Annotated in this window: 22 protein-coding genes; 13 read left to right on the top strand and 9 right to left on the bottom strand. The window is 72.6% G+C overall.

The genetic code is table 11. The features are described 5' to 3' along the window. Nucleotides 1-59: 59 nt before the first annotated feature. The 5 genes from ACLJWH_RS04375 to ACLJWH_RS04355 all read left to right on the top strand — a co-directional run bounded on the left by ACLJWH_RS04375 (nt 60) and on the right by ACLJWH_RS04355 (nt 3,742). A complete protein-coding gene (locus tag ACLJWH_RS04375) occupies nt 60-827 on the top strand; it encodes a dioxygenase (RefSeq protein ID WP_411140427.1) in 768 nt (255 codons plus the stop codon). A 210-nt stretch (nt 828-1,037) separates the two neighbouring features. Beyond that, nucleotides 1,038-1,169, top strand: a complete 132-nt coding sequence (locus ACLJWH_RS04370; protein WP_411140204.1) for a hypothetical protein — start codon at nt 1,038-1,040, stop codon at nt 1,167-1,169. A 35-nt stretch (nt 1,170-1,204) separates the two neighbouring features. Next, nucleotides 1,205-1,648: a substrate-binding domain-containing protein gene (locus tag ACLJWH_RS04365; RefSeq protein WP_411140203.1), complete on the top strand. Its 444-nt coding sequence runs from the start codon at nt 1,205-1,207 to the stop codon at nt 1,646-1,648. A 50-nt stretch (nt 1,649-1,698) separates the two neighbouring features. Further along, nucleotides 1,699-2,706 (top strand): alpha/beta hydrolase, encoded by a 1,008-nt coding sequence (locus ACLJWH_RS04360; RefSeq protein ID WP_411140202.1) that lies wholly within the window; start codon nt 1,699-1,701, stop codon nt 2,704-2,706. A 94-nt stretch (nt 2,707-2,800) separates the two neighbouring features. Continuing rightward, nucleotides 2,801-3,742 (top strand): alpha/beta hydrolase, encoded by a 942-nt coding sequence (locus tag ACLJWH_RS04355; protein WP_411140201.1) that lies wholly within the window; start codon nt 2,801-2,803, stop codon nt 3,740-3,742. Nucleotides 3,743-4,026: 284 nt separating this feature from the next. Here ACLJWH_RS04355 and ACLJWH_RS04350 read toward each other — a convergent pair whose 3' ends face one another. Together ACLJWH_RS04350 and ACLJWH_RS04345 are read right to left on the bottom strand one after the other, a co-directional pair. After that, nucleotides 4,027-5,076, bottom strand: coding sequence for a questin oxidase family protein (locus ACLJWH_RS04350; RefSeq protein WP_411140200.1), 1,050 nt, complete (start codon nt 5,074-5,076; stop codon nt 4,027-4,029). Between the two features lie 246 nt (nt 5,077-5,322). After that, complete coding sequence (locus ACLJWH_RS04345) at nt 5,323-6,063, bottom strand: hypothetical protein (RefSeq protein ID WP_411140199.1); 741 nt, start codon at nt 6,061-6,063, stop codon at nt 5,323-5,325. Nucleotides 6,064-7,068: 1,005 nt separating this feature from the next. Here ACLJWH_RS04345 and ACLJWH_RS04340 point away from each other — a divergent pair. Then, on the top strand, nt 7,069-7,494 hold the full coding sequence (locus tag ACLJWH_RS04340) for a pyridoxamine 5'-phosphate oxidase family protein (protein ID WP_411140426.1): 426 nt from the start codon (nt 7,069-7,071) through the stop codon (nt 7,492-7,494). 254 nt (nt 7,495-7,748) lie between these two features. On the opposite strand, the gene ACLJWH_RS04335 is transcribed toward ACLJWH_RS04340, so the two are convergent. Together ACLJWH_RS04335 and ACLJWH_RS04330 are read right to left on the bottom strand one after the other, a co-directional pair. Next, the gene (locus tag ACLJWH_RS04335) at nt 7,749-8,345 is read right to left on the bottom strand and encodes a hypothetical protein (RefSeq protein ID WP_411140198.1); all 597 of its coding nucleotides are present in this window, start codon (nt 8,343-8,345) and stop codon (nt 7,749-7,751) included. A 164-nt stretch (nt 8,346-8,509) separates the two neighbouring features. Continuing rightward, nucleotides 8,510-9,178: a GNAT family N-acetyltransferase gene (locus ACLJWH_RS04330; RefSeq protein ID WP_411140197.1), complete on the bottom strand. Its 669-nt coding sequence runs from the start codon at nt 9,176-9,178 to the stop codon at nt 8,510-8,512. Nucleotides 9,179-9,350: 172 nt separating this feature from the next. On the opposite strand from ACLJWH_RS04330, the gene ACLJWH_RS04325 reads away from it, so the two are divergent. The 5 genes from ACLJWH_RS04325 (at nt 9,351) to ACLJWH_RS04305 (ending at nt 15,037) form a co-directional block, all read left to right on the top strand. Further along, on the top strand, nt 9,351-10,352 hold the full coding sequence (locus ACLJWH_RS04325) for an RNA polymerase sigma factor RpoD/SigA (RefSeq protein ID WP_052859486.1): 1,002 nt from the start codon (nt 9,351-9,353) through the stop codon (nt 10,350-10,352). A 603-nt stretch (nt 10,353-10,955) separates the two neighbouring features. Next, a complete protein-coding gene (locus tag ACLJWH_RS04320) occupies nt 10,956-11,729 on the top strand; it encodes a DeoR/GlpR family DNA-binding transcription regulator (protein ID WP_411140425.1) in 774 nt (257 codons plus the stop codon). Next, entirely contained in the window at nt 11,726-12,673 is a 948-nt protein-coding gene (pfkB, locus tag ACLJWH_RS04315; RefSeq protein WP_411140196.1) for a 1-phosphofructokinase, read from the top strand. The genes ACLJWH_RS04320 and pfkB overlap by 4 nt, the downstream gene beginning before the upstream one ends. A 56-nt stretch (nt 12,674-12,729) precedes the next feature. Then, the gene (locus ACLJWH_RS04310; protein WP_411140195.1) at nt 12,730-12,942 is read left to right on the top strand and encodes a hypothetical protein; all 213 of its coding nucleotides are present in this window, start codon (nt 12,730-12,732) and stop codon (nt 12,940-12,942) included. Then, the gene (locus ACLJWH_RS04305; RefSeq protein ID WP_411140194.1) at nt 12,935-15,037 is read left to right on the top strand and encodes a fructose-specific PTS transporter subunit EIIC; all 2,103 of its coding nucleotides are present in this window, start codon (nt 12,935-12,937) and stop codon (nt 15,035-15,037) included. Before ACLJWH_RS04310 ends, ACLJWH_RS04305 begins: the two co-directional genes overlap by 8 nt. A 187-nt stretch (nt 15,038-15,224) precedes the next feature. On the opposite strand, the gene cutA is transcribed toward ACLJWH_RS04305, so the two are convergent. Both cutA and ACLJWH_RS04295 read right to left on the bottom strand, forming a co-directional pair. After that, on the bottom strand, nt 15,225-15,551 hold the full coding sequence (gene cutA, locus ACLJWH_RS04300; RefSeq protein WP_411140193.1) for a divalent-cation tolerance protein CutA: 327 nt from the start codon (nt 15,549-15,551) through the stop codon (nt 15,225-15,227). Between the two features lie 173 nt (nt 15,552-15,724). Then, nucleotides 15,725-16,276 (bottom strand): CchlQ, encoded by a 552-nt coding sequence (locus ACLJWH_RS04295; RefSeq protein ID WP_411140192.1) that lies wholly within the window; start codon nt 16,274-16,276, stop codon nt 15,725-15,727. A 337-nt stretch (nt 16,277-16,613) separates the two neighbouring features. Between ACLJWH_RS04295 and ACLJWH_RS04290 the strand changes: the two genes are divergently transcribed. Continuing rightward, nucleotides 16,614-17,480 (top strand): NAD(P)-dependent oxidoreductase, encoded by an 867-nt coding sequence (locus ACLJWH_RS04290; RefSeq protein ID WP_411140191.1) that lies wholly within the window; start codon nt 16,614-16,616, stop codon nt 17,478-17,480. 89 nt (nt 17,481-17,569) lie between these two features. On the opposite strand, the gene ACLJWH_RS04285 is transcribed toward ACLJWH_RS04290, so the two are convergent. Continuing rightward, nucleotides 17,570-18,334, bottom strand: coding sequence for a TetR/AcrR family transcriptional regulator C-terminal domain-containing protein (locus ACLJWH_RS04285; RefSeq protein ID WP_411140190.1), 765 nt, complete (start codon nt 18,332-18,334; stop codon nt 17,570-17,572). A gap of 202 nt (nt 18,335-18,536) precedes the next feature. Here ACLJWH_RS04285 and ACLJWH_RS04280 point away from each other — a divergent pair, with 202 nt between their 5' ends. Further along, nucleotides 18,537-20,111, top strand: coding sequence for an MDR family MFS transporter (locus ACLJWH_RS04280; protein WP_411140189.1), 1,575 nt, complete (start codon nt 18,537-18,539; stop codon nt 20,109-20,111). A 34-nt stretch (nt 20,112-20,145) separates the two neighbouring features. Here the strand turns inward: ACLJWH_RS04280 and ACLJWH_RS04275 are convergent, their stop codons facing one another. Both ACLJWH_RS04275 and ACLJWH_RS04270 read right to left on the bottom strand, forming a co-directional pair. Continuing rightward, entirely contained in the window at nt 20,146-21,348 is a 1,203-nt protein-coding gene (locus tag ACLJWH_RS04275) for an acyltransferase family protein (RefSeq protein WP_411140188.1), read from the bottom strand. Nucleotides 21,349-21,852: 504 nt separating this feature from the next. Then, nucleotides 21,853-23,187 carry a L,D-transpeptidase gene (locus tag ACLJWH_RS04270; protein WP_411140187.1) on the bottom strand — a complete coding sequence of 445 codons (1,335 nt, stop codon included), beginning with the start codon at nt 23,185-23,187 and terminating at the stop codon, nt 21,853-21,855. Nucleotides 23,188-23,205 lie beyond the last annotated feature (18 nt).

Raw genomic sequence — 23,205 nt, 5'->3', positions numbered from 1 at the left:
TGAACTTTAAAGTTCATCGACCATGTCACGCATGAGGCTGTGGAGTTGCGATGTCCGTGATGCCGGCCCTCTATCTCAGCCACGGCGCGCCGCCGCTCGCGGACGACCCGGTATGGCCCGGCCAACTGGCCGCCTGGTCCGCCGGGCTGCCGCGCCCCCGGGCCGTGCTGATCGTCTCCGCCCACTGGGAGGAGGCCCCGCTCGCACTCGGCGCCACCGGGACGGTGCCGCTCGTCCACGACTTCTGGGGCTTCCCCGAGCGCTACTACCAGGTGCGCTACGCGGCCCCGGGCGCGCCGTGGCTCGCCGAGCGGATCCGCAGGACGCTGCGTACGGCCGGTACGCCCGTACAGGACATCCCGGACCGTGGGCTCGACCACGGTGCGTACGTACCGCTCGTCGAGATGTTCCCGGCCGCCGGCATCCCCGTACTCCAGGTCTCGCTGCCGACCCTCGACCCGCGCCGGCTCTTCGAGATCGGCCGCAAGCTCGCCCCGCTGCGCGAGGAGGGCGTGCTGATCATCGGCAGCGGCTTCTTCACGCACAACCTGGCGGCGCTGCGGCAGCTCGCCGACGGTCCGCCCTCCTGGTCGGCGGAGTTCGACGACTGGGGGCGGCGGGCGCTGGAGGCGCAGGACCTCGACGCCCTCTTCGACTTCGCACACCGGGCCCCGGCCGGCCTGCTGGCGCATCCGCGCACCGAGCACTTCGCGCCGCTGTTCGTGACCCTGGGGGCCGCGGACGCCCAGGGGCAGCTGGACAGCGGGCGGAGCGTGATCGACGGGTTCTGGATGGGGCTGGCCAAGCGGTCGGTGCAATTCGGCTGAGGGGCCGCCCGGCCGAGGGGTGCGGGGGCCGCGTACGACGGGAGACCGCGTACGGCCGGGGGTCAACGGCCCCCGGCCTTCGCCGTCCCGGGTGACCGCGACCGCGTGTGACCACCGCCGTGCCTGCCGTGGGGCGCGCCGTCGAAGTGCTTCACGAGAAGCGATCGAAGTGCTTCATGAGTAGCGATCGAAGTGCTTCACAAGAAGTGCTTGACCGCCCTGTGCCCAGGAGGTTTCCTGGACGCGCCGCGGGCGTTCCGGCTCCGCCGCGCCGGTGCGGGGACGGTCCACGGCAACTACGGCGGCGCGCGCCGCCGCGCCCGGGACGCCCGCCTGTCGTAGGTCCCGGTCCCATCCCTCCCCGCGAAGAGACGGCCATGGGCGAGCAGACCACCATCCAGGCCGTGGCCGGGCGAGCCGGGGCCGGCGTCGCCACGGTCTCCCACGTCCTCGACCGGCCGGACCGGGTGCGGGCCGAGGCCGACGCGCCCGGTATCGCCGGAGCCCGGCGCACCGTGGGGCGCCTGCCCGACTCCGGTGACCGGCCGGCCGCGGTCTTCGGGCTCTCGGACGAACTGGCCGCCGGGGCCTGGACCGTCGCCGAACCGCGGGCCGGCGGGCCGCGCGTACCGGAGGACGTCGCCGTCACCGGATACGGCGACGGGCCCTTCGCCGAGGCCCTGGAGCCGACGACCGTACGCCGGCCCCTGGAGGAATCCGGGTGCCAGGCCGCACAGTTGCTGTTCACCGGACTCGCCGACGGCCCGACCGTGCGGGAGACCGCGCTCCGGACCGAACCGGCCGGGCGCCGGACGACCTGACCGCTCCCGCCACCGTCCGCCGATCGCCTCCGCTCCGGAAGGACCCCGCCATGGATCCCGCACTCGAAGCCCTCGTCGAACAGGTCGCCCGGCTCGTCCCCCACGCCGACCTCGGATGGCCGGAGCCGTGGCTGGAGCCCGCCGCCGACCGGACCGGCTGGGCGGCCCGGGTCGCGGAGCTGCGCGCGGTGCACAACCGGCGCGTCCTGGACGGCGCCGCCGCCCTGGCGGAGGCCGCGCCGCCCGCCGCCGACCCGTCGGACGGCACGGCGGACAGGGTCGCGGACGTCAGGGAGGTCACCATCGAGGCGGCCGACGGCACCCTCTCCGCGCAGGTCCACCTCCCGCGCGGGAACGGCCCGTTCCCGGCGGTGGTGCACTTCCACGGCGGCGGCTTCTGGATGGGCGACGGCGCGGTGCTCCGCCGGCTCGACGGCGCGCTGTGCGCCCGGCTCTCGGCCCGGCTCACCGCCGTCGTCGTCAACGTGGACTACCGGCTCGCGCCCGAGCACAAGTTCCCGCAGCCGGTGGAGGACGGCTACGCCGCCGTGCGCTGGCTGGCCGAGCACGCGGCCGAGTTCGGTGTCGACCCCGGCCGGATCGCGGTGTCCGGCGTCAGCACCGGCGGCACCATCGCGGCGGCGGTCTGCCTGCTGGCCCGCGACCGGGCCGCCCCGTCGATCCGCTTCCAGGCGCTGCTGGCACCCGCCCTCGACCTCAGCGTGCACCTGGATTCCGAACCCGGTGAGTTCTGGGACGAGTTCCGCCGCTGCATCGACCTGTACCTCCCGCTTTGGCAGGACCGCCGCGACCCGCTGGTCTCGCCGGTCCGCGCCGAGGATCTGTCGGGCCTGCCCGAAGCCTTCATCGGCACCGGAAGCCACGATCCGCTCCGCGGCCCCGCCGAGCTGTACGGGCTGCGCCTGGCGCGGGCCGGGGTGACCGCGACCGTGCGGCGCTACCCGGCGACGCACACGGTGGCGCTCCCGGAGACCCAGGCGGCGCGCACCGCCGACCTCTTCGCGGCCCTGGGCGCGGCCCTGCGCCCCACCGGCTGACCGTCCCGCCACGCCGCCGGTACCGCCGTCCCGCCGGTACCGCCACCCCGCCGCCTCGCCGATGCCGCCGCCCCGCCGACCCAAGGAGACCCGGATGCCGCTGCTCCCCGCCCTGGAGTGCTACCTCAGCCAGCTGCCGCCCCACGACCCGGACCTGACGGTCGAGCAACTGCGGGCGTGGGGCGCCGCCATGGGCTTCGACGGCGTCGTCGAGCCCGGTCCGGAGCTCTCCTCGGTGGCCGACCGGGAGATTCCCGTCGCGGGCGGCACGGTCACCGTCCGCGTCTACATACCCGAGGGCGAGGGGCCCAGGCCACTGCATCTGTATCTGCACGGCGGCGGGTTCTGCCTGGGCACGCTGTCCATGGTGGACGACGAACTGCGGTTCCGGGCACGGGACTCCGGCTGCGTGATCGTGTCGGTGGCCTACCGGCTGGCGCCGGAGTTCCCGTACCCCACGGCGGTCGAGGACAGCTACGCCGCGTTGCTCTGGTGCCGGGACCACGCCGCCGAACTCGGCGCCGACGCCAACCGGCTGACGGTCGGGGGAGCGAGCGCCGGCGGCAACCTCGCCGCCGTCCTCTGCCTGGTCAGCCGGGACCGCGGCGGTCCGGCCGTCCGGTTCCAGCTCCTGGAGATCCCGCTGACCGAGGCGCGCGGCACACTGCCCTCCCGGACCGAACTGGGCACGGGATACGGCATGGGCAAGGCCGACCTGGACCGGATGGGCAACTGGTACCTGGGCACGGACCCGGGACGCAGGGACGATCCGTACGCCTCGCCGCTGCTCGCCGAGGACCTGACCGGACTGCCGCCCGCCTTCATCGTGACCTCCGAGTTCGACCCGCTCCGCGACGAGGGCGAGGCGTACGCGCGCCGCCTCGTCGAGGCCGGTGTGCGGACCACCCTCAAGCGGTGGCCCGGCATGCTGCACGGCACGCACTCCCTGACCGCCATGCTTCCCGAGGCCGCACAGTGGCGCGACACCTGTAGCCGGGCGCTCGCGGAGGCGGTACGACGCCTCCGCACCGCCTGATCCGTACGGAGTCGGGGTGCGGAACCGGTGTGCGGGGCCCGGGTACGGAACCTGGGTCCGGAGCCCGTACCCGCGATGGGGCGACGGGGGAATGCCGCGCCGGGCCGGCGGCGGCCCGCAGCCGGCCGGCGGGCTGTGTATCCCGGCCTGCGGCCTCCGGGGTCCCGGCCTGCGGCCTCCGGGGTCCCGGCCGGCGGGCTGGGAATCCCGGGCTGCGGCTGCGTATCCCGGCCTGCGGCTGCGTATTCCGGCCTACGGCCTCCGGGGGGTCCCGTTCGCGGGCCTCAGCCGACGGGCGGGATCAGCTCCAGGGAACGCAGGGCGGCGGACAGGGCGCGGTCGTCGCCCGCCGGTGTCCAGGAGGCCACGTCCAGCGCCGTATCGGTCAGCTTGATCGCATGTTCGTCACCGTGCGCGGCGGCCCGTTCGAAGACCTCCTCCGGGGTGAGTGCCCCGGCCCGCAGCCGCGGCAGCGCCGTCTCGGGGGAGTAGAAGGAGGTGATCGCGGCGCTGGCCGCCCAGGCCGCACCGAGCGAGGGCGCCCACAGCTCACGGGGGAGCGCGGGCAGGGCGCGCAGGACGGCGTTCGGGGCGGTGGCGGAGTGGACGAGCATCACCCCCTCGCCGTGGCCGTAGTCGAGATAGCGGTGGACGGTGGCCTGGACGAGCGCGGTCAGCTGGGCGCGGGCGGCGTCCGGTTCCTGCGGGGCGGCCACGGATTCGGCCGCCGCCAGCCAGCCCTCGGTGCCGGGGAGTTGGGCCAGGCCGTGGCGCACGCCGCCCTGCTGGTCGGCGATCGGCGGGAGGGCGGCGAGCGCATCGGCGGGGGAGGCCGCGCCGGTGGGTCGTACGGCCACCGGCAGGGTGGTGTGGCGGGCCGCCCAGTAGCCGAGGGCGTGCGCGAACTCCGCGATGCGCGGCGCCTCTTCACCGTCGTCCAGCAGGATGCGGACGGCGTGCCCGACGCGGATGACGGGGTGCGTCGCGGCGCCCACGATGCCGGGCAGCAGCCGCGGCCACCACTCGGCCAGTACCGCTCGCCACGGACGCTCGGCGACCTGCCGCGCCATGTACGTGGTCCAGTCGGTGACCCGGCCGGGATCGCCCAGCGCCTCCTGCCAGTTGGCGTCCGTGATGCGGGTCCGGGCGTCCGGTACGTCCTCCAGCTTGGTGCTGTAGTGGTCGACCCAGCGGTGGACGGTGCGCGCCTGACCGCGCCGGACCAGCGCCTCGACGGCCATCGGGCCGTGATTGGAGAGATAGCCGTGGAATTCGGGGCCGGTGGCGTGCAGACGCTCCAGAGCTTCGTCGAGGGTGCCGCTCGTCGTATCCATGCCCCGAGGCTAGGTCGGCGCCCCGGCCGGGCGTAACGGGCTGTGGCCCTACACCGCGGGTCGTACGGCCGGGGGCTGGGGTGGGGGGTCCGCCTCGGGGTGTAGGTCCTGTCCGAGGGGTCGCGTGACTCATGTGCGGGCGGCGCGGCCCGGTCGGTACGGGGCGGGGTGATCTTCCGGGCGACGAGTGCGCTCGGCCGGAGCCGCCCCACCGGAGGCGGCTCCACCGCGCGGCCGGGCGGGCGTTCACCCGTGGGCGCTGATCACACCGCCGTTGCTGAGCACGATGTACACGCCGTTGGCGTCGAGCCCGACGTCGTGCTGGTTCGTCTCCAGCGTGGCGTACACAGCGCCCTCGTTGCCGAGGATCTGCGCGCGGAACCGCAGCTCGCCGATCTTCGTGACCTTGGCCGTCCAACCGCCGGCGAGCTTGAAGGTGCCCGGTCCGGTCTGTCCGCCGCCCATCCAGGAGTGGACCTGGCCGCCCAGCGTGAGCACGACGAACATGTCGTTGGCGTCGAGCCCGTCGTCGTGCTGGTTCGTCTCCAGCGTGGCCAGAACCGAACCGTGGCTGACGATCTTGGCGCGGTAGTGCTGGTCGCCGAGCTGGTAGATCTCGGCCTTGCTGCCGTCCACCAGGGGCTGGGTGCGGACCGGGGATGCCGCCCTGCCGCCGTCGGCGGCGTGTGCGCCGCTCGACTGCTTGCCCGCAGTGCCCGCCTTGGTGTCGGCCTTGGTGTTGGGCTTGGTGTCGGCCTTGGCACCGGGGCCCGCCTGGGCGTCGGAGCCCTGCGCTCCGGCGGCGGCGACCGTGCCGCCGGACTCGGCGGCGACCGTGCCCTTGTCCGTCTGGCCCGCGGCCTTCGTGCCGGTGGCGTCCGCGCCGGAGCAGGCGGTCAGGGTGAGTCCGGCGGCTGCGGTCAGGGCCGCGACGGCGAGGCGCAGGGTGCGGCGACGAGCGGTGCGGGCAGTGGCGTTGGAGCTCATTTCGGGTTCCCCCCGGGCAGTCGGTGTCGTTCTCTCCTCGGTACGACACCCACTCTGCCCGGGACCACTATCGCGAGGCTGCCGCTCCCCTAACACCCGGCTAACACCGGTGTGCGGAGTGGCGGGACGCCAGGGGGAACGCGAAGGGCCAGGCCGCGGCCAGTGGCACGCCGTCATGAACCGCCCGATGCCGGGCGGGAGTTCGTCCGCCCCCGACGGCACCTTCCAGCGGTTGCGCCCGGCCGCTCGGACGACGAGATGTCTTGACGTCGAGGTACCCGGACGGCGCCCCCATCCGGGAGAGCGACTGCTGGACGCTGTGGACCGGCTCCCGCTGAGCCGAGAACGCAGGACCCCGCCGGACCGGCCGACCGCCCGGCGCGCACCCCTTCGTCGCCGGGACGGTACCCGTGCCGCGCGGACCGGAAGCTGTCCTCGGATCGGCCCGCCCGGGGACGGCGCCTCTTGCGTCACGGCGGTGAACTGCGTGCAGTCGGCGGTGAAGTGCGCGCAGTCGCGTGCAGCCGTTTCCGTTTCCGCGTTTCCGTTCCCGGGCTTCCGTTCTTGCGTTCCCGTTCCAGGGTTCCTGTTCCAGGGTTCCTGTTCCCGTCCGTGACGGTGAAGGCGGGTGGGCGGCCCGAACTGTCGTGGACGGGATGGATCTCGCTGGCCGGATCGGCGGGCGTCCGGGCCGGGCGCCCGCCGATACCGATCTCGGCCGCCCGCCCGCCGCCCGCCCGCTGACGGCACAGGGACGCGGGAGATCCGCCCTCGCCGGAAAACCGGACAGCAGGTGTCGGGTATTGCCGCGAAGGTGGCGGTATGACGAGTGACAGCACGGGCGCAGGCGAGTACGGGCATGGCGGGGAGCACGAGGGCAGCGGAGGCGCCGGGGACGTGAGTGCCGGTCGGGCGGGCAGTGGTGCCGTGGGCCGGTCGGTCAGCTGGGCGGGGGTCCTGGAGGCGGAGCCGGTCTTCGCGCGGCGGGTGGCGGACCGCTTCGGCATGTTCAAGCACCACATCCTGGGCACCCTCCGCAAGGACGGCGCACCGCGGCTGTCCGGCCTGGAGGCGGACTTCCGGTACGGGGAACTGTGGCTGGGCATGCTGTCGGGCTCGCGCAAGGCACTGGACCTGCGGCGCGACCCCCGCTTCTCGCTGCACGCCAACCCCGGCGCCGGTGCGGATCTGGCCGGCGGCGATGTCCGGGTGTCCGGGCGGGCGGTCGAGGTGACCGACCCCGGGGTGATCGCGCGCTATGCGGCGGAGGTGCGGCCGCCGGAGCCGTTCCATCTGTTCCGGGCGGAGCTGACGGAGGTGGTACGGACGTCGGTCGAGGCCCCGTATCTGCTGCTGGAGAGCTGGCAGCCGGGCCGGCCGCTGCGCACGGTCCGACGCAGGTCGGCGTACGCGAGGCTGCGGGTGGACTGAGCGGGGTGGAGCGAAGTGGGACGGAAGAGGCGCGGCGAACGGGCGGTACGGGGCGAACGGGCGGGGATCGGGCCGGGGCGCGGCGGCGCTGGGCCTCGGCCCAGGTGCTATCCGATGGGCCCGGCTGACGAGCCCGGCCGCTGGTGTGCGCCGACCGTCGGTGTGCGCCGACCGCCGGCGCGAGCCGACCGTCGGTGCGAGGAGACGCGAGAAGAAGGGTGAAGTGGGTGAACGCCGTTGAAAGCGCGGGGAGTTCAGTGAGCGGCCTGGTGAGGTCCGTGCGGATGACGCGGCTGGTGCGGCCGATGTGGCCGGTGCAGGCCGTGCGGTTCGCGGGTGCGGTGGGAGCGGAAGAGGTACAGCGAGACGAGGAACATCGCGGTGCCCATGATCAGGCCCCAGGTACTCGACTTGAGCACGGTCTGCCCGCCGAGGCTGTAGAGCCAGCCCATCGCGGAGCCGAAGAGCGCGCCGTACGCCAGCGCCCGCACCTCGGTGATCAGGGTTGACTGCTGGCGCACCAGGAGCACCCCGAGCGTTCCGGAGACGACGGCCGCGATCAGCCCGAGCAGCACGGCCTGGCCGCCCGTGGCGCCGCTCGCGTGGTCGATGAAGATCGTGTAGCAGCCGAAGGCGATCGCCGCGAGGACCGGCAGCGCCAAGGAGAGCGGGACGCGATGCCCGGTCCTCGCCCCGGTTCCCGTACCGGGACCGGCCTGGGGGTGCGGCTGCCCGGCCTTCCCGTCCGCCGTGCGCGACTGCGGCTCGACGGCCGTCGCACCGTGTTCCACCTCGACGGCGCCGTGTGAGCGCGCGGCCCGCGGGCCACGCCGGTGAGCATGCAGATCCATGACGGGCTCCTCTCGCCTGCCCCTCCTGTCCAGGCGACACCCGGGCGCGGCCCCCGTCAACTGGATCAGCCCACCAGGCCGGCCGGGACGGGCGAATCGACGGGCGGTCGCAGGCCGGTTCCGGACCCGGCTCCGCTCCTGCTGTCAGCCCAGGCGGCCTGCCGTCACCCCAGGCGCTTCTCGTACCAGGCGACGTCCCAGTAGCGGCCGAACTTGTGGCCCACCTCCTCGTACGTACCGAGGTGCCGGAAGCCGAACCGGGCGTGCAGCCGGACGGACGCCTCATTCGGCTGGGTGATCCCCGCGTACGCGCGGTGCACGTCCTCGTCGGCGAGTGCGTCGAACAGCGCCTGGTAGAGCAGTGTGCCGATGCCGATGCCGATGCCGATGCCGCGGCCGACGGCGCGCGGGGCGCAGTGGACGGTGACTTCGACGGAGGTCGCGCAGGCCGCCTTCGGGCGGAGCACGCTGCTGGTCGCGTAACCGAGCAACGCCGTCCCGGCCGTCCCCGGTATCCCCGCCGTCCCCGCCGTCCCCGCAGTGCCTGGTGTCTCCGCTGTCTCCGCTGTCTCCGCTGGGCCCGCCGCCTCCGCCGTAGCCGCCCCGATGTGGGAGGTATTGGCCCCTTCTGTCGTCTCCCGGGCAACCAGAAGGCGGTGCGGGCCGTCTTGGGGGTGGGAGAGCAGCCACGGGCGGCGCCGTTCGGGGGAGAAGGGCTCCGTGTCGAATGTGACGGGCGTCTCGCGGACGTAGTGGTTGTACAGCTCCGTGAGGGCCGGGGGATCCGCCTCGGTGCCCGCCCTGACCTGCACTTCCCCGCGCCTGGGGCGCATGTGACCTCCTGGGGTGGGGCCGCAGGGTACTGCATGATCAGAAAAATAGGGGAGCGGGATGGGAATTCTGTCCGGATTCCAGCCGTTGTTTCCTTCGGACGGGTACTTGGTCACCCACCGGGTTTCCCGCTCCATTGTCCCGCGACCGACTCATCGCAAAGGGAGCACACGCATGGCAACCCGTGCCGTCGCCCGTCGTCAGACCAGCAGCCGCGGTTCTGGCGGGGCCCACAGTGTTCGCGCCGTAGGCGGCGAGATCGCCGACCGCGACCTGGTCGGCATGTACCTCGACGAGATCGCACGTACGCCCCTGCTCGACGCCGCCAAGGAGGTCGAGCTGTCCCAGACCATCGAGGCGGGTGTGTACGCCCAGCAGATCCTGGACGGCGTGGTCACCGACGGCAATGCCGCGGGTGCCGACCGTGCGGAGCTTGAGGCACTCGCCGCGGAGAGCGCGAAGGCCAAGGACGTCTTCATCCGTTCCAACCTGCGCCTGGTCGTGGCGGTCGCCCGCCGCTATCCGCGCGCGGGCCTGCCGCTGCTCGACCTGATCCAGGAGGGCAACGCCGGCCTGGTACGCGCCGTGGAGAAGTTCGACTACGCCAAGGGCTTCAAGTTCTCGACGTACGCGACGTGGTGGATACGCCAGGCCATCACCCGCTCCATCGCCGACCAGTCGCGCACCATCCGGCTGCCCGTGCACCTCGTCGAGGAGCTGGGCCGTATCCGCCGGGTACAGCGGGAGTTCAACCGCGAGAACGGCCGCGACCCGGAGCCGGCGGAGGTCGCCGACGAGCTGGGCTCCACGCCCGCCCGTGTCACGGACGTCCTGGACTGGGCGCGCGACCCGGTCAGCCTCAACATGTCGGTGGACGACGACGGCGACACCCAGTTCGGCGATCTGCTGGAGGACACCTCCGCGGCCTCGCCCGAGCAGTCCGTGCTCACGCTGCTGCGCAGCGAGGAGCTGGAGGATCTCATCGACCGCCTCGACCACCGCACGGCCTCGATCATCAAGGCCCGCTACGGCATCGAGGACGGTCGCGAGCGCACGCTGACCGAGGTCGGCAAGCAGCACGGCCTCACCCGTGAGCGGATCCGGCAGATCGAGAAGCACGCCCTGCTGGAGCTGAAGCGGATGGCGCGCGATACGGGCTTCGACGCGGCGGCGTAACCGCTCCGCGCACGCGCCGTTCCGGCTGTCCGTGGCGCACGCGCCGTAGTGGCCGTTGGTCTATGACGCACGCGCCGTACCGGCTGTCCGTGGCGCACGCGCCGTAGTGGCCGTCCGTCTGTGACGCACGGCGCCGTACCGGCCGTTCGTGACGTACGCGCTGTGACGCACGCGCCGTAACCGGCCGTTCGCGCCGCCTCGCGCCCGGCCCCGGCCGCCGCCCCCTGAAGACCGAGCCCCGATGCCCCCCGGCGTCGGGGCTCGTTATGCGTCCGCCGGTGCCCACCCGGTGCGCCCGCCGCGCCCTCCATGGCCGCCGTACCCTCCCTGTCCGCGCACGCGCCCCGTCCGACGTAAGCGCCCCGTCCGCCGCGCCCGCCCCGCGCACCGCACATGCCCCTCCGCAGTGCCGCCGCACGCGACCACCGCGCTCTCCATCCCTCCCCTCATCCCTCCCCTCATCCGTCTCCTCCCGCAGCCCCTCTCCCCCCTCCAATGTCCGTTTGAGTCCGTCCAACGCCCATATGTGTTTACTTTGCGGAAATCTGGGCGTAGCTTGGTCGTGAAACCACAGGTTCGGGCATGGAACGGACACAAACGCTGATGTACGCACCGGAGCGCCAACAGGAGATCCTGCGGCTCGCCCGTGAGAGCGGGCGGGTGGATGTGCTGTCCCTCGCGGAGGAGTTCCAGGTCACCGCCGAGACCGTACGGCGCGATCTGAAGGCCCTGGATCGCGCCGGTCTGGTGCGCCGGGTGCACGGTGGCGCGATCCCGGCCGGCCGCCTCGACTTCGAGCCGGACCTCGCCGAGCGGGACGCCGTCGCCGCCGACGAGAAGCAGCGCATCGCGCGCGCCGCCCTCGCCGAGCTGCCCGGCGGCGGCAGCGGCCCCGGCAGCGTGATCCTGGACGCCGGTACGACCTCCGCCAGGCTCGCCGCCGAGATCCCGCTGGAAGCCGAGCTGACCGTCGTCACGCACGCCCTGCCGGTCGCCGCGCGGCTGGCCGACCACCCCGGGCTCACCCTGCACCTCGTCGGCGGCCGGATCCGGCACCGTACCCGCGCCGCCGTCGACGACTGGGCGCTGCGCGCCTACCGCGAGATCAACGCCGATGTGCTGTTCCTCGCCACCAACGGCTTCTCCCTCGAAGGCGGCCTGACCACCCCCGACCTCGCGGAGGCCGCGGTCAAGCGGGCGCTGGTCGCCGCCGCCCGCCGGGTCGTCCTCCTCGCCGACTCCGCCAAGTTCGGGCAGCAGCACTTCGCCCGCTTCGGCGAGCTGTCGGACGTGGACCTGCTCATCACCGACACCGGGCTGAGCCCCGACGACGCCCTCGCCATCGAGCGCGCGGGCACGGAAGTAGTGCGCGCATGATCCTCACCGTCACCCCCAACCCCAGCCTGGACCGTACGTACGAGATCCCGGCGCTGGACCGCGGAGCCGTGCTCCGGGCCACCGCCGACCGGATCGACCCGGGCGGCAAGGGCGTCAACGTCTCGCGGGCCCTCGCCGCGGCCGGTCACCGCACTCTCGCGGTGCTGCCGCTGGGCGGCCCCGCGGGCGCCGCGCTGGCCGAGCTGCTGGGCGCCGCGGACATCGAGGTGGCGGGCGTGCCGGTGGCCGGCCAGACCCGCTCCAACATCGCGGTCGCCGAACCCGACGGCACCCTCACGAAGATCAACGCGACCGGTCCCGAACTGACCGCCGCCGAGTCGGAGGCGCTGCTGACGACGGTCGGCGAGCGCTCGGTCGGTGCCGACTGGGTCGCCTGCTGCGGCAGCCTGCCGCGCGGACTGCCGCCCGAGTGGTACGCGGAGCTGGTCGCGCGGGCCCACCGGGCGGGCGCCCGGATCGCCCTGGACACCTCCGGCCCGTCGCTGACCGCGGCGCTGCGCGAGCGCCCGGACGTCGTCAAGCCGAACGCCGAGGAGCTGGCGCAGGCCGTCGGCCGCCCGCTCGCCACCCTCGGCGACGCGGTCAAGGCCGCGGAGGAACTGCGCGCGGCGGGCGCCCGCGCCGTACTGGCCTCACTGGGCGCCGACGGGCAGCTGCTGGTCGACGACGGCGGCGCACACTTCGGCGGCGCCCCCGTCGCCGTCGTCCGCAGCAACGTCGGCGCGGGGGATGCCTCGCTGGCCGGTTTCCTCGCGGCCGGCGGCACGGGTGTACGGGCGCTGGCCGCCGCGGTCGCCCATGGCGCGGCCGCCGTCCAGTTGCCGGGCAGTCTGATGCCGACGCCGTCGGACCTGGTTCCGGCGGCGGTCACCACGACGGACAACGTCCCCCTCGGCCGTCCGCTGACGGAGCCGGTCCCATGATGCGGCGCGGCGGCGACGGCCTGGGAGTCGGCCAACTTACTTCTGCCATACGGCAGTTGGTTACCCACGCCATCCCCGCCAACCCGACCCGGCCGACGGTCACCCCGCCCGCGGCCGGGCCCACCGTCCCGCACCCCTGGATCGACTCGCACCACCGGATCCACCGGGTCCACCCGGCCCATCGGATCCACCCGATCCCCTGCCACCCCCTGTCCCATCCTCACCGCCCCCACGGCGGTACCGCGCGCAAGGGAGCCCGCGATGAGTGAGCTGATCACCGCGGAACTGGTCGACCTCGGCCTGTCCGCAGAAACGAAGGAAGCCGCCGCCCGGTCGTTGGCCGAGCGGATGGTGGCGGCCGGTCGCGTCACCGACCTGGAGGGCTTCCTCGCGGATGTGGCCGCGCGCGAGGCCCAGATGCCGACCGGCCTGGACGGGGGCATCGGCATCCCGCACTGCCGCAGCGCGCATGTCACGGAGCCGACGCTGGCCTTCGGGCGCAGCGCGTCCGGCATCGACTTCGGGGCGCCGGACGGCCCGGCCGACCTGATCTTCCTGATCGCGGCCCCCACGGGCGGCGACGCCGACCATCTGACGATCCTCGCGTCGCTCGCCCGCCACCTGATGGACGAGACGTTCACCGGCGCACTGCGTTCGGCGACCGAGCCGGCACAGGCCGCCGCCCTGATCCGCGGCGACGAGCCGGCGGCGGAAGCGGCGGCGGCAGCGGACGAGGGCGCGAAGCCGGAAGCGGACGGGAAGCCGGCGGCCGAGGCCGGAGCCGAGGCGGAGCCCGAGACCCCGACCCCGACCCCGACCCGGTCCGCGACTCCGTCCCCGGAGTCGTCCGCCCCGTCCCCCGAGCCGACGGCCGCCGCACGCCCCTTCCGTATCGTCGCCGTCACCTCCTGCCCCACCGGCATCGCGCACACCTACATGGCCGCCGAGTCGCTGGAGAAGGCGGGCAAGGCCGAGGGCGTCGAACTGCACGTCGAGACGCAGGGCTCGGCCGGGTTCAAGCGGCTGGACCCGCAGCTCATCGCGGACGCGGACGGCGTGATCTTCGCGCATGACGTCGAGGTGCGGGACAAGGACCGGTTCGCCGGCAAGCCGACCGTCGACGTCGGGGTGAAGGCGGGCATCAACCGCGCCGCCGAACTGATCACCGAGGTACGTGCGAAGGCCGCGCGCGGTGACGCGAGCGCCCCGGCGCGCACCACCGCGCCGATGGACAAGGGCAGCGACGCGGCCGACGGATTCGGCACCCGGCTGCGCAAGTGGCTGATGACCGGCGTCAGTTACATGGTGCCGTTCGTCGCGGCCGGCGGTCTGCTCATCGCCCTCGCCTTCGCGATCGGCGGCTACACGATCGACAAGGCGCCGTCCGTCGCCGAACACTTCGTCTGGACCGACTCGACGAGCTGGGCGGCCCTGCTCTTCCAGGTCGGCGGTGTCGCCTTCGGCTTCCTCGTCCCGATCCTGGCCGGATTCATCGCGTACGGCATGGCCGACCGGCCCGGCCTGGTCCCGGGCTTCGTCGGCGGCGCCATCGCGCTCACCATCAACGCGGGCTTCCTCGGCGGCCTGATCGCCGGTCTCCTGGCGGGCGCGGTGGTGATGGCGATCCAACGGGTCACCATCCCGCCGGTGCTGCGCGGCATCATGCCGGTGGTCGTGATCCCGCTGATCTCCTCGGCGATCGTCGGTTTCCTGATGTTCCTGGTGATCGGCAAGCCGGTCGCCGCGCTCCAGAAGGCCCTGACCGACTGGCTCTCCGGCCTCTCCGGCGCCAACGCGATCATCCTCGGCGTGATCCTCGGGCTGATGATGTGCTTCGACCTCGGCGGCCCGCTCAACAAGGTCGCGTACGCCTTCGCGGTCGGCGGCCTCGCCAACCCCAACGAGGGCAGCCTGAAGGTGATGGCCGCGGTGATGGCGGCCGGTATGGTCCCGCCGCTGGCGATGGCGCTGGCCACGACCGTACGCGGCAAGCTGTTCACCAAGACCGAGCGGGAGAACGGCAAGGCGGCCTGGGTGCTCGGCGCCTCCTTCATCACCGAGGGCGCGATCCCCTTCGCGGCCGCCGACCCCCTGCGGGTCATCCCGTCCGCGATGGCGGGCGGCGCCGTCACCGGCGCCCTCTCGATGGCCTTCGGCTGCACCCTGCGGGCCCCGCACGGCGGCATCTTCGTGGTCCCGCTGATCGGCCAGCCGCTGCTCTACCTGGTGGCCATCGCCGCCGGTACGTGCGTCACGGCGGCCCTGGTGATCCTCCTCAAGGGTCTCCGCAAGTCCCCCGGCACCCCGGCCACGGGCCCGGCCGAGACCCCGCCCGGCGAAACGAAGGTGACCGTCACCGCCTGACGGCCGCCGAAACACCGGGCCGGGAACGGCAAGCGGCGGGGCCGCCACCCGATACGGGTGGCGGCCCCGCCGCCGTGCGGACGCGGGAAGCGGCAGAAGCGGACGGATGCCGGACACCCCCGCATCCTCCGCGGGCCGCGCTCACGCCGTCAGCCCGCGCTTCCGCCGTCAGCCCGTACTCACACCGTCAGCCCATGGTCTCGGTACGCAGCCACGACAGGTACGCGTCGCTGCCCGCCGTGATCGGCGTGGCGATGATCTCGGGGGTGTCGTAGGGGTGGACCGCCTCGATGTGGCGGGCGAGTTCGGGGTACCGGGCGGCGGTGGTCTTGTAGAGGACGCGCCACTCGGTGTCGTCCTCGATCTTTCCCTGCCACCGGTACACGCTCCGGACCGGCCCATCGAGCTGCGCGCAGGCCGCGAGCCGCTGCGCGACGGCGGTCGTGGCGAGGTGCTGCGCCGCTTCTTCGCTGCCGGCGGTGGTGAGTACGGTGAGGAATTCGGCGTCGGCCACGGTGCCCCTCTTGTCGGCTCGGTCGTGCGGCCGACCGTACCGCAGGGCGAAGGGCACGCCCCTGGCGTCCCACCGTGGCAGGGACGAGACAGGGGAGGCCGGCGCGGCTCTCGCCAAGGGCTGTTCCGTCATACCTGGCGGGCGCCGATCCACCAGGTATGACGGGACAGCCCTCAGGTTCCCGGGGGCACTGCCGCCTGTCGGCACATCGGGCACCGGTCCGTACCGTCCCATCCGTCCCACCCGAAGGCCGCAGGTGACAGGGAGCGTCCCTCAAGTTCTTCGCGTACGGCGACCCGGTACGCCCAGACCGCGCCGATGTAGGGGTGGTAGGCGTCGTGGAAGGCCGGTGACCTCAGGGAGGCGCCTGCCGCGACGGCGCGTTGCAGGGCGCGGAGCTGCTCGAACATCGCCTGCCCGGCGCTGGCGACGCCGGCGGCCGCGTCGATGAACAGCCTTTCACGGGCCTCGTATATCTCGGCATCGCTCAGTGCCGCGCGGGTGACCGTCTCCAGGTCGGGTTCGGCGGCCGGGTCCTGGGCGATATGGCGCAACCGCGTGTGGCACGTTCCGGCGGCGGCGATGAACTCGATGTACACCGCGCGTCTGCGGGTCCCGACACTGCGGTCGTCCTCGTGGCGGCGGCGCAGGAAGTCGGCCAGCATCGTGCCGGCAATGGCGATGGAGCCACCGCTGACCGTCGCGATGAGTGTGCCCCAGTCCACGGTCTGCCCCCAGCGGTCCCGACGTCGGAGCCTGGAATCTACGCGCAGCCGGCCGCGGAGAACAAGGGCTGGTCAGAGAGGTGCCCGGGGCGCACGGCCGGGGTCGGGAGCGGCGGTGGCGGGCTCTGCGGCGCGCGTGCGGCCGACCCACTCACCTTGAGGTAAGTACGCACAAAATAGTGGGTACTTGTCCGGATTCGCTCGCCCGTCAAGACTGGTGACGTGGCCGCCGCACAAGGGCCGTTGACCGAGGGCCGTGAGCTGTTCTCTGTGGAACGTGCGGTGGGGCGGTGGCCGCTTCCTCTCAACCTTCCCTCTCTGTATGGAGTGTCTGTTCATGAAGAACGATGTGGCGGTCCTCGGGCTCGGCAGCATGGGTGCGGCGCTTGCGGAGGCGCTGCTCGCGGCGGGGCACCGGGTGACGGTGTGGAACCGTACGGCCGCCAGGGCCGACGGGCTCGTCGAGCGGGGTGCGCGCCGGGCGGACTCCGTGTCCGAGGCGGTGGCCGCCGCCGAACTGGTCATCGTCTGCATCCTGGACTACGCCGATGTCGGCACGCTGCTGGAGCGGCAGGCGGGCGAGGCGCTGGCGGGGCGCGTCGTCGTCAATGTCACCAATGGTTCGCCCGAGGACGGCCGTGCCATGGCGGCGCGGGTGGCGGCGCTCGGGGCCGAATACCTCGACGGCGGCATCATGGCGGTCCCGGCGCTCATCGGGCGGCCCGAGGCTTTCGTGCTCTACAGCGGCTCCACCAAGGCGTTCGAGGCGCACCGCGGCACGCTGGACGCCTTCGCCCGCAGCCACTACCTGGGGGAGGACCCCGGCCTGGCGCCGCTGAACGACCTCGCCCTGCTCAGTGGCATGTACGGCATGTTCGGCGGCTTCCTGCACGCGGCGGCGCTGGTGCGGTCGGCGGGCGGTTCCGTCGCGGAGTTCACCACGACGCTGCTGGTGCCGTGGCTGCACGCGATGTCCGGCGCCCTGCCCGCGATGGCGGCGCAGACCGACTCCGGCGAATACGCCACCACCGGGTCCAGCCTCGCCATGCAGGTCTCGCACGACGCCATCGGCGAGGTGAGCCGGGACCAGGGCGTCAGCCCGGAACTGTGGGAGCCGGTGCACTCCCTGATGACGCGGCGGGTGGCCGACGGCCACGGGGACGAGGACGTGGCGAGCGTGGTGGAACTGCTGCACCGGCGCTGAGGCCGGGACGATGCACCGCCGGCTGCGCGTACCCCGCCGGTCCGGCGTGCACCCGTTGGCCGGTGTGCACTGTCGCCGGGCGGCGGGCCTCAGATGCCCATGCGGGCGGCGATACCGTCCAGCACGCTGTCCAGGCCGGTTTCGAAGCGCCACAGCGGGTCGTCCTTGTGGATTCCGTCGTGGAGGTAGCGGTGGTAGGTCGGGTAGCGGCCGGTGCCCATCAGGTAGCGCATCTGCGGGGCGAAGGCGGTCCGCAGGTCGTCGTCGGTGGTCCAGCCTTCTTCCCGCATCAGCAGGTAATGGGCGCACTCGGCCGAAACCGCCCCGTGGACATAGCAGTTGACGGTGCCCACGACGGCCATCATCGCGTCGATGTCCAGTCCGAGGCCGTCCAGGGACGACAGCGCACGCTCGGCCGCGGCGATCCGGTTGGGGGTCAGCGCGCGCAGCACCTGGGGTGAGGAGATCTGGATGAGCCAGGGGTGGCGCAGCACGATCTCGCGGTTTCGGAGGGCGCCGGTGCGCAGGACGTCGCGCCAGTTGTCGATGTCGTCGGCGGGCTTCAGGTCCGCGTAGACCGCGTCGGTCATCAGGTCCAGGAGGTCGCTCTTGCCGGAGACGTAGCGGTAGGCGGCCATCGGCGCGACGCCCAGCTCGGTGGCCAGCCGTCGCATGGTCACGGCGTCGATGCCCTCGGTGTCGGCGATCCGGATACCGGCCGCGGCGATCTTCTGCGGGGTCAGGGTCGTACGCGGGGCCGGTGCGGGGCGTGCCAGCCGCTCCCAGAGAGAGACCGGCGCCGGTTCCGCCGGGTCCGGGCCGGGGGCGGACGGCTGCGCTTTCTGCCTGGCCATGGGTCTCGGTTCCTTCCCGCAGGGTGTGCGTACAACGTATCAGTGGTAGACGGCGTACACGGTGATGTGTACGTTGTATCCATTCGATACGGCGTACACGCGAGGCGACGGGCGTACGCGGCCCCGCGGCATCCGATGACGTCCGATGGCGCGCGATGACATGCGATGACGTGACGCCCGGACCGGGGAGAGGGAGGGCGCGGTGACGGCGCGGGACGGTACGGCGGCGAGGGCGACGGCCGACGGGGCGGCGGACAGCGGGGCCGTCGGGAGGAGTCCGGCCGGGCGGCGGGCGCGGTACATCGGGGTGTTCGGGCTGCTGCTCGGCATGTTCCTGGCGATGCTGGACGGCACGGTCGTGGGCACCGCACTCCCCACGATCGTGGGGGATCTCGGCGGGCTCGACCAGCTGTCGTGGGTGGTGACGGCCTATCTGCTCACCACCGCCGCGGCGACCCCGATCTGGGGGAAGCTGGGAGATCTGTACGGCCGCAAGGGCGTCTTCATGACCGCGATCGCGATCTTCCTGGCCGGGTCGATGCTGTCCGGACTCGCACAGGACATGGGGCAGCTGATCGGCTTCCGGGCTCTCCAGGGGCTGGGCGCGGGCGGGCTGATGGTCGGCGCACTGTCGATCATCGGGGTGCTGGTGCCGCCGCGCGAGAGCGGCCGGATGCAGTCGATGATCGGCGGTCTGATGCCGGTCGCCTTCGTCGGCGGGCCGCTGCTGGGCGGTTTTCTGACGGACCAGCTGAGCTGGCGCTGGACCTTCTATGTGAACGTGCCCGTCGGTGTGGTCGCGCTGCTGATCGTCGCGCTGGGGATCCGGTTGGACCGCACCGAGCGGAACCCGGCACGGATCGACTACCCCGGCGCGCTGCTGCTCTCCGCCGGCATCCTGGCGCTGACCCTGCTGGCCAGTTGGGGCGGCGGCCGGTACGGCTGGACCTCGCCGCAGATCCTGGGCCTGGCGGCCGTGGGCGCCGTCGCGCTGGCCTGGTTCGTACGGGTCGAACGGCGGGCCGCCGAACCGGTCATCCCGCCCCGGCTGTTCCGCAGCCGCAACTTCACGGTCGCGCAGATCCTGAGCTTCCTGGTCGGTGCGGTGATGGTGGGGGCGACCAGTTACCTGCCGCAGTACCTCCAGTTCGTGCGCGGCCGGTCGTCGACGGAGAGCGGAATGCTGCTGTTGCCGCTGATGTTCGGGATGCTCGTGGTGCAGCTCGCCACCGGACGGCTGATCAGCCGCAACGGCCGCTACCGCGTCTATCCGATCCTCGGCGGCGCGGTGCTGACTGCCGGGGCGCTCCTCCTGCTGCCGCTCGGGACGGACACCGATACGACCGTTGCCTCCGCACTCACCGTGGTGGCCGGGGCGGGTATCGGCCTCGTCCTCCAGAGCACCCTGATCATCACGATGAACGGTGCCGAGCCGCGCGATATGGGCGCCGCCAGTGGCACCGTCACCCTGCTGCGGACCCTCGGCGGCTCGCTCGGCGTCGCCCTGCTGGGCGCCGTCTTCACCGGCCGGCTGCACGGCGAACTGGCCGACCGCCTCGGCGCGGGGGCCGCCCGGCGGCTGGCGGCGGGCGATGAGCAGCCGACGCCGCAGGCGCTGCACGCACTGGCCGCGCCGCTGCGGGACGCCTACCGGGCGGCGGTCACCAGCGGCCTGCACGGCGTCCTCGTCGGCGCCGCCGCGCTGGCCGCCGTGGGCTTCGTGGTCGCCTGGTTCATCCGGGAGGTCCCGCTGCGCGACCGTCCGGACAGCGGCTGACGCCGTCCGGATACCGTGCGCCGCCCGTACGCCGTCAGCCGGTGCGCGAGTCCGCCGCCGAGGCCGACTCGAAGGTGCGGGCGGGCGGTGGCGCGTGGCCGTCCGCCGCCGCGTGGGGCACGGTGGGCGTGGGCGGTGCGGTGCGCCGGGCGTGTCTGCGGCGCGGTGTGACGTGGCGGCGGACATCGTCGATGCCTCGCCGCATGGTGGTGCGGAGCCACTTTCCGAGGGGCCGTTCGATGAGGCGGTGGATGAGCCAGGCGGTGACCAGCATGAGCGCGGTCACCGAGGCCACCAGGACCGGGCCGGGGATCCTGTTCCGGAAGTGGTGGATGAGGGTCATCCCGATGTTCAGGTGGATGAGGTAGAGCGGGTAGGTGAGCGCTCCCGCGGTGGTGAGCCACTTCCACTGGATCCGGTCGCAGGCGCCGAGCGCGATCGCGCCGACGAGGGCGAAGGCGGCGATGATGACGACGCGGGCGGGCCAGGTGGGCAGGGCCTCCGCGGCGGCCCTGCCGACGCTGGTGGCCAGGCGGTAGGGGATGTAGCGCTGGGCGAGCAGCAGTTGCAGGATCACGATCGCCCACAGGACCGCGTTGGGCCGGTGGCGGCGCATCAGGTAGAAGGCGATGCCCGCGATGAAGAACGGTGCGTACTGCGGCATCGCGAACGCGGTGAGCAGCGGGGTCCTCAGGACCGGCGCGAGGGCGGCGGCCGCGGTCCACACTCCGCACAGGATCAGGCAGTTGCGGTAGGTGACGCCGAACAGTACGACCACGGCAATGATCAGGTAGAACTTGAGCTCCACGAAGAGCGTCCAGTGCACCGGGTCGACGTTGGGGGTGTTGTTGCCGCCCTGCAACATGGTCAGGTTGGTGATCACCGTGTTCCAGCCGCGGATGGACGTGACCTCCGGCCACGTTTTCACCACCGCCACGGTGAGCAGGATGCCGGCCCAGTAAGCGGGGAACAGGCGGGATATGCGGGAGGCGGCGAACTCGCCTAATGTGCGGCCCCACACGCTCATACAGATGACGAAGCCGCTGATCAGGAAGAAAACCTCCACCCCGAGCCACCCGTACTGGGCCGCTCTGTGGGCGGTGGGGAAAATCGTGTCCGTCGCATGGCCCCACGGCCGGGCGAGGGCGACGTAGTGGTAGAAGACCACCATCAGTGCGGCGAGCAGCCGCAGTCCGTCGAGTGCGGCAAGCCTGTTCCCCGAGCGGCGCTCGGTCATTACGCATCCCCCCAGGCGCCCTGGTCAGGGGCGCTTTACGTCGGAAGAGCCTCACAAGGTGTCAAAACCCGTGAGTAAGTTGTGTGTTATTCATACTTTCTTGGGCAAGTGAGCGGCTCGCCCATGGTGTGTGGTGATGCTCACAGGCGGGAGCGCGAGCGGAAGCCGGCGTTTCGGTCCACACCGCTCCCGGTCCCCGCTCGCGTATACCGGGCCCGACATCGGTATCGGGCCCGGCCGGACGAGTTCCACCGCCCTGGCAGGTGCATCAGGTGAACTCCGCGTGGCCGTCCAGGTGTTGTCACCGTAGGGGATGGTGGCCGCGGTGCCGAAACCGCCCTTTCCGGATGCTCGGGCCGGGTACGGCAAAGGGCGGACCCAGGTCGGTGGCGGTGCGTCCGGCCGGCCGGTCCGGCCCCCGCGCCGCACAAGTGGGCGGCACAAAAACGGTGGCCGGCCCCCGAGCGGGGACCGGCCATCATGTCCGTGGTCAGGGGGCGTCGGTCAGGACGCGCTGCCCGCCTTCCACTCCGCCCAGGACAGGTTCCAGCCGTTCAGGCCGTTGTCCGGCTTGACCGTCTTGTCGGGCGAGTTCTTCACGATGACGACATCGCCGACCAGTGAGTTGTCGAAGAACCACTTGCCCGGGGTGTCACCGCCGCCACCCTTGGCGTCCCGCAGGCCGACGCAGCCGTGGCTGGTGCCGGCGCGGCCGAAGATCGACGAGTCGCCCCAGTAGTTGCCGTGGATGAACGTGCCGGAGGACGACAGGCGCATGGCGTGCGGGACGTCCTTGATGTCGTACTCGCCGCCGAAGCCGACCGTCGAGCCGTCCATCCGGGTCTGCGTGAACTTCTCCGAGATCACCATCTGGCCGTTGTAGGTGGGGTGATCGGCGCTGCCGCCGGAGATCGGGATGGTCTTGTAGGTCTTGCCGTCCCGCTGGATCGTCATGGTCTGGGTGTTCATGTCGACCGTGGAGACCTGGGAGCGCCCGATGGTGAAGGAGACCGTCTTGGACTGCACACCGGTGATGCCGCTGCCGCCCTTCACACCGTCCAGGTCGATCTTCATGGTGACCTTGGAGCCGGCCTTCCAGTAGTTCTCCGGACGGAAGTCCAGACGCTGGTCGCCGAACCAGTGGCCGACGACCTCCTGGCCGCCGCTGGACGACACCGTGATGTGGGACTGGACGTCCTTCTTGTTCGTGATCCGCTTGTCGAAGTTGAAGGACACCGGCATGCCGACGCCGACGGTCTTGCCGCCGTCGGGGGTGTAGCTGCCGATGAAGCTGTTGGCGTTGGAGACCGTGGTGAACGTGGAGTTCTCGGTCGCCGAACGGCCCTTGTCGTCCTTGGCGTTCGCCACCAGCTTGTACTTGGTGCCGCGCTCCAGCTGGGCCTTGGGCTTCCAGGAGGAACCGTCGGGCGATATGGCACCGGCCACGTCGGCGCCCGAGTCGGCCACGGTGAGCTTCACGTCCGTCAGCTTGCCGCCGGTGACCTGCACCCCGGTGTCGTTGATGCTGGCGTCGGTGCCGCCGTTCTTCGCCGAGACCTTGATCTTGGCGTCGGAGGCGTCCTTGGCGGCCGCCGCGTCCGCACCCGCCTGGCCGTTCTTCCCGTCGTCGTGGCCGCCCGCCTCGGCGCTGCCGCCGCACGCCGACAGGGCCAGCGCGCCCGCCGCGAGCAGCGCCGTCGCGGCCATGGTGCGACGCAGCCGGCGGGAGCGGCGGGGGGCGCCCGGCTCCTGCTGCTGCCCGTGCGGCTGGAGGAGCTGGTGCGGGGTGCGGGACCGAGCGGGCGCGGAGGTGTCCGGCGATGTCACGAGCTGCTCCATATACAAGGGTGTGGTGAT

Source organism: Streptomyces sp. x-80 (assembly GCF_046549095.1).
Classification (GTDB): Bacteria; Actinomycetota; Actinomycetes; order Streptomycetales; family Streptomycetaceae; genus Streptomyces; species Streptomyces celluloflavus.
Note: the sequence above shows the minus strand (reverse complement) of the source record. Positions and strands in the feature narration are given on the sequence as shown.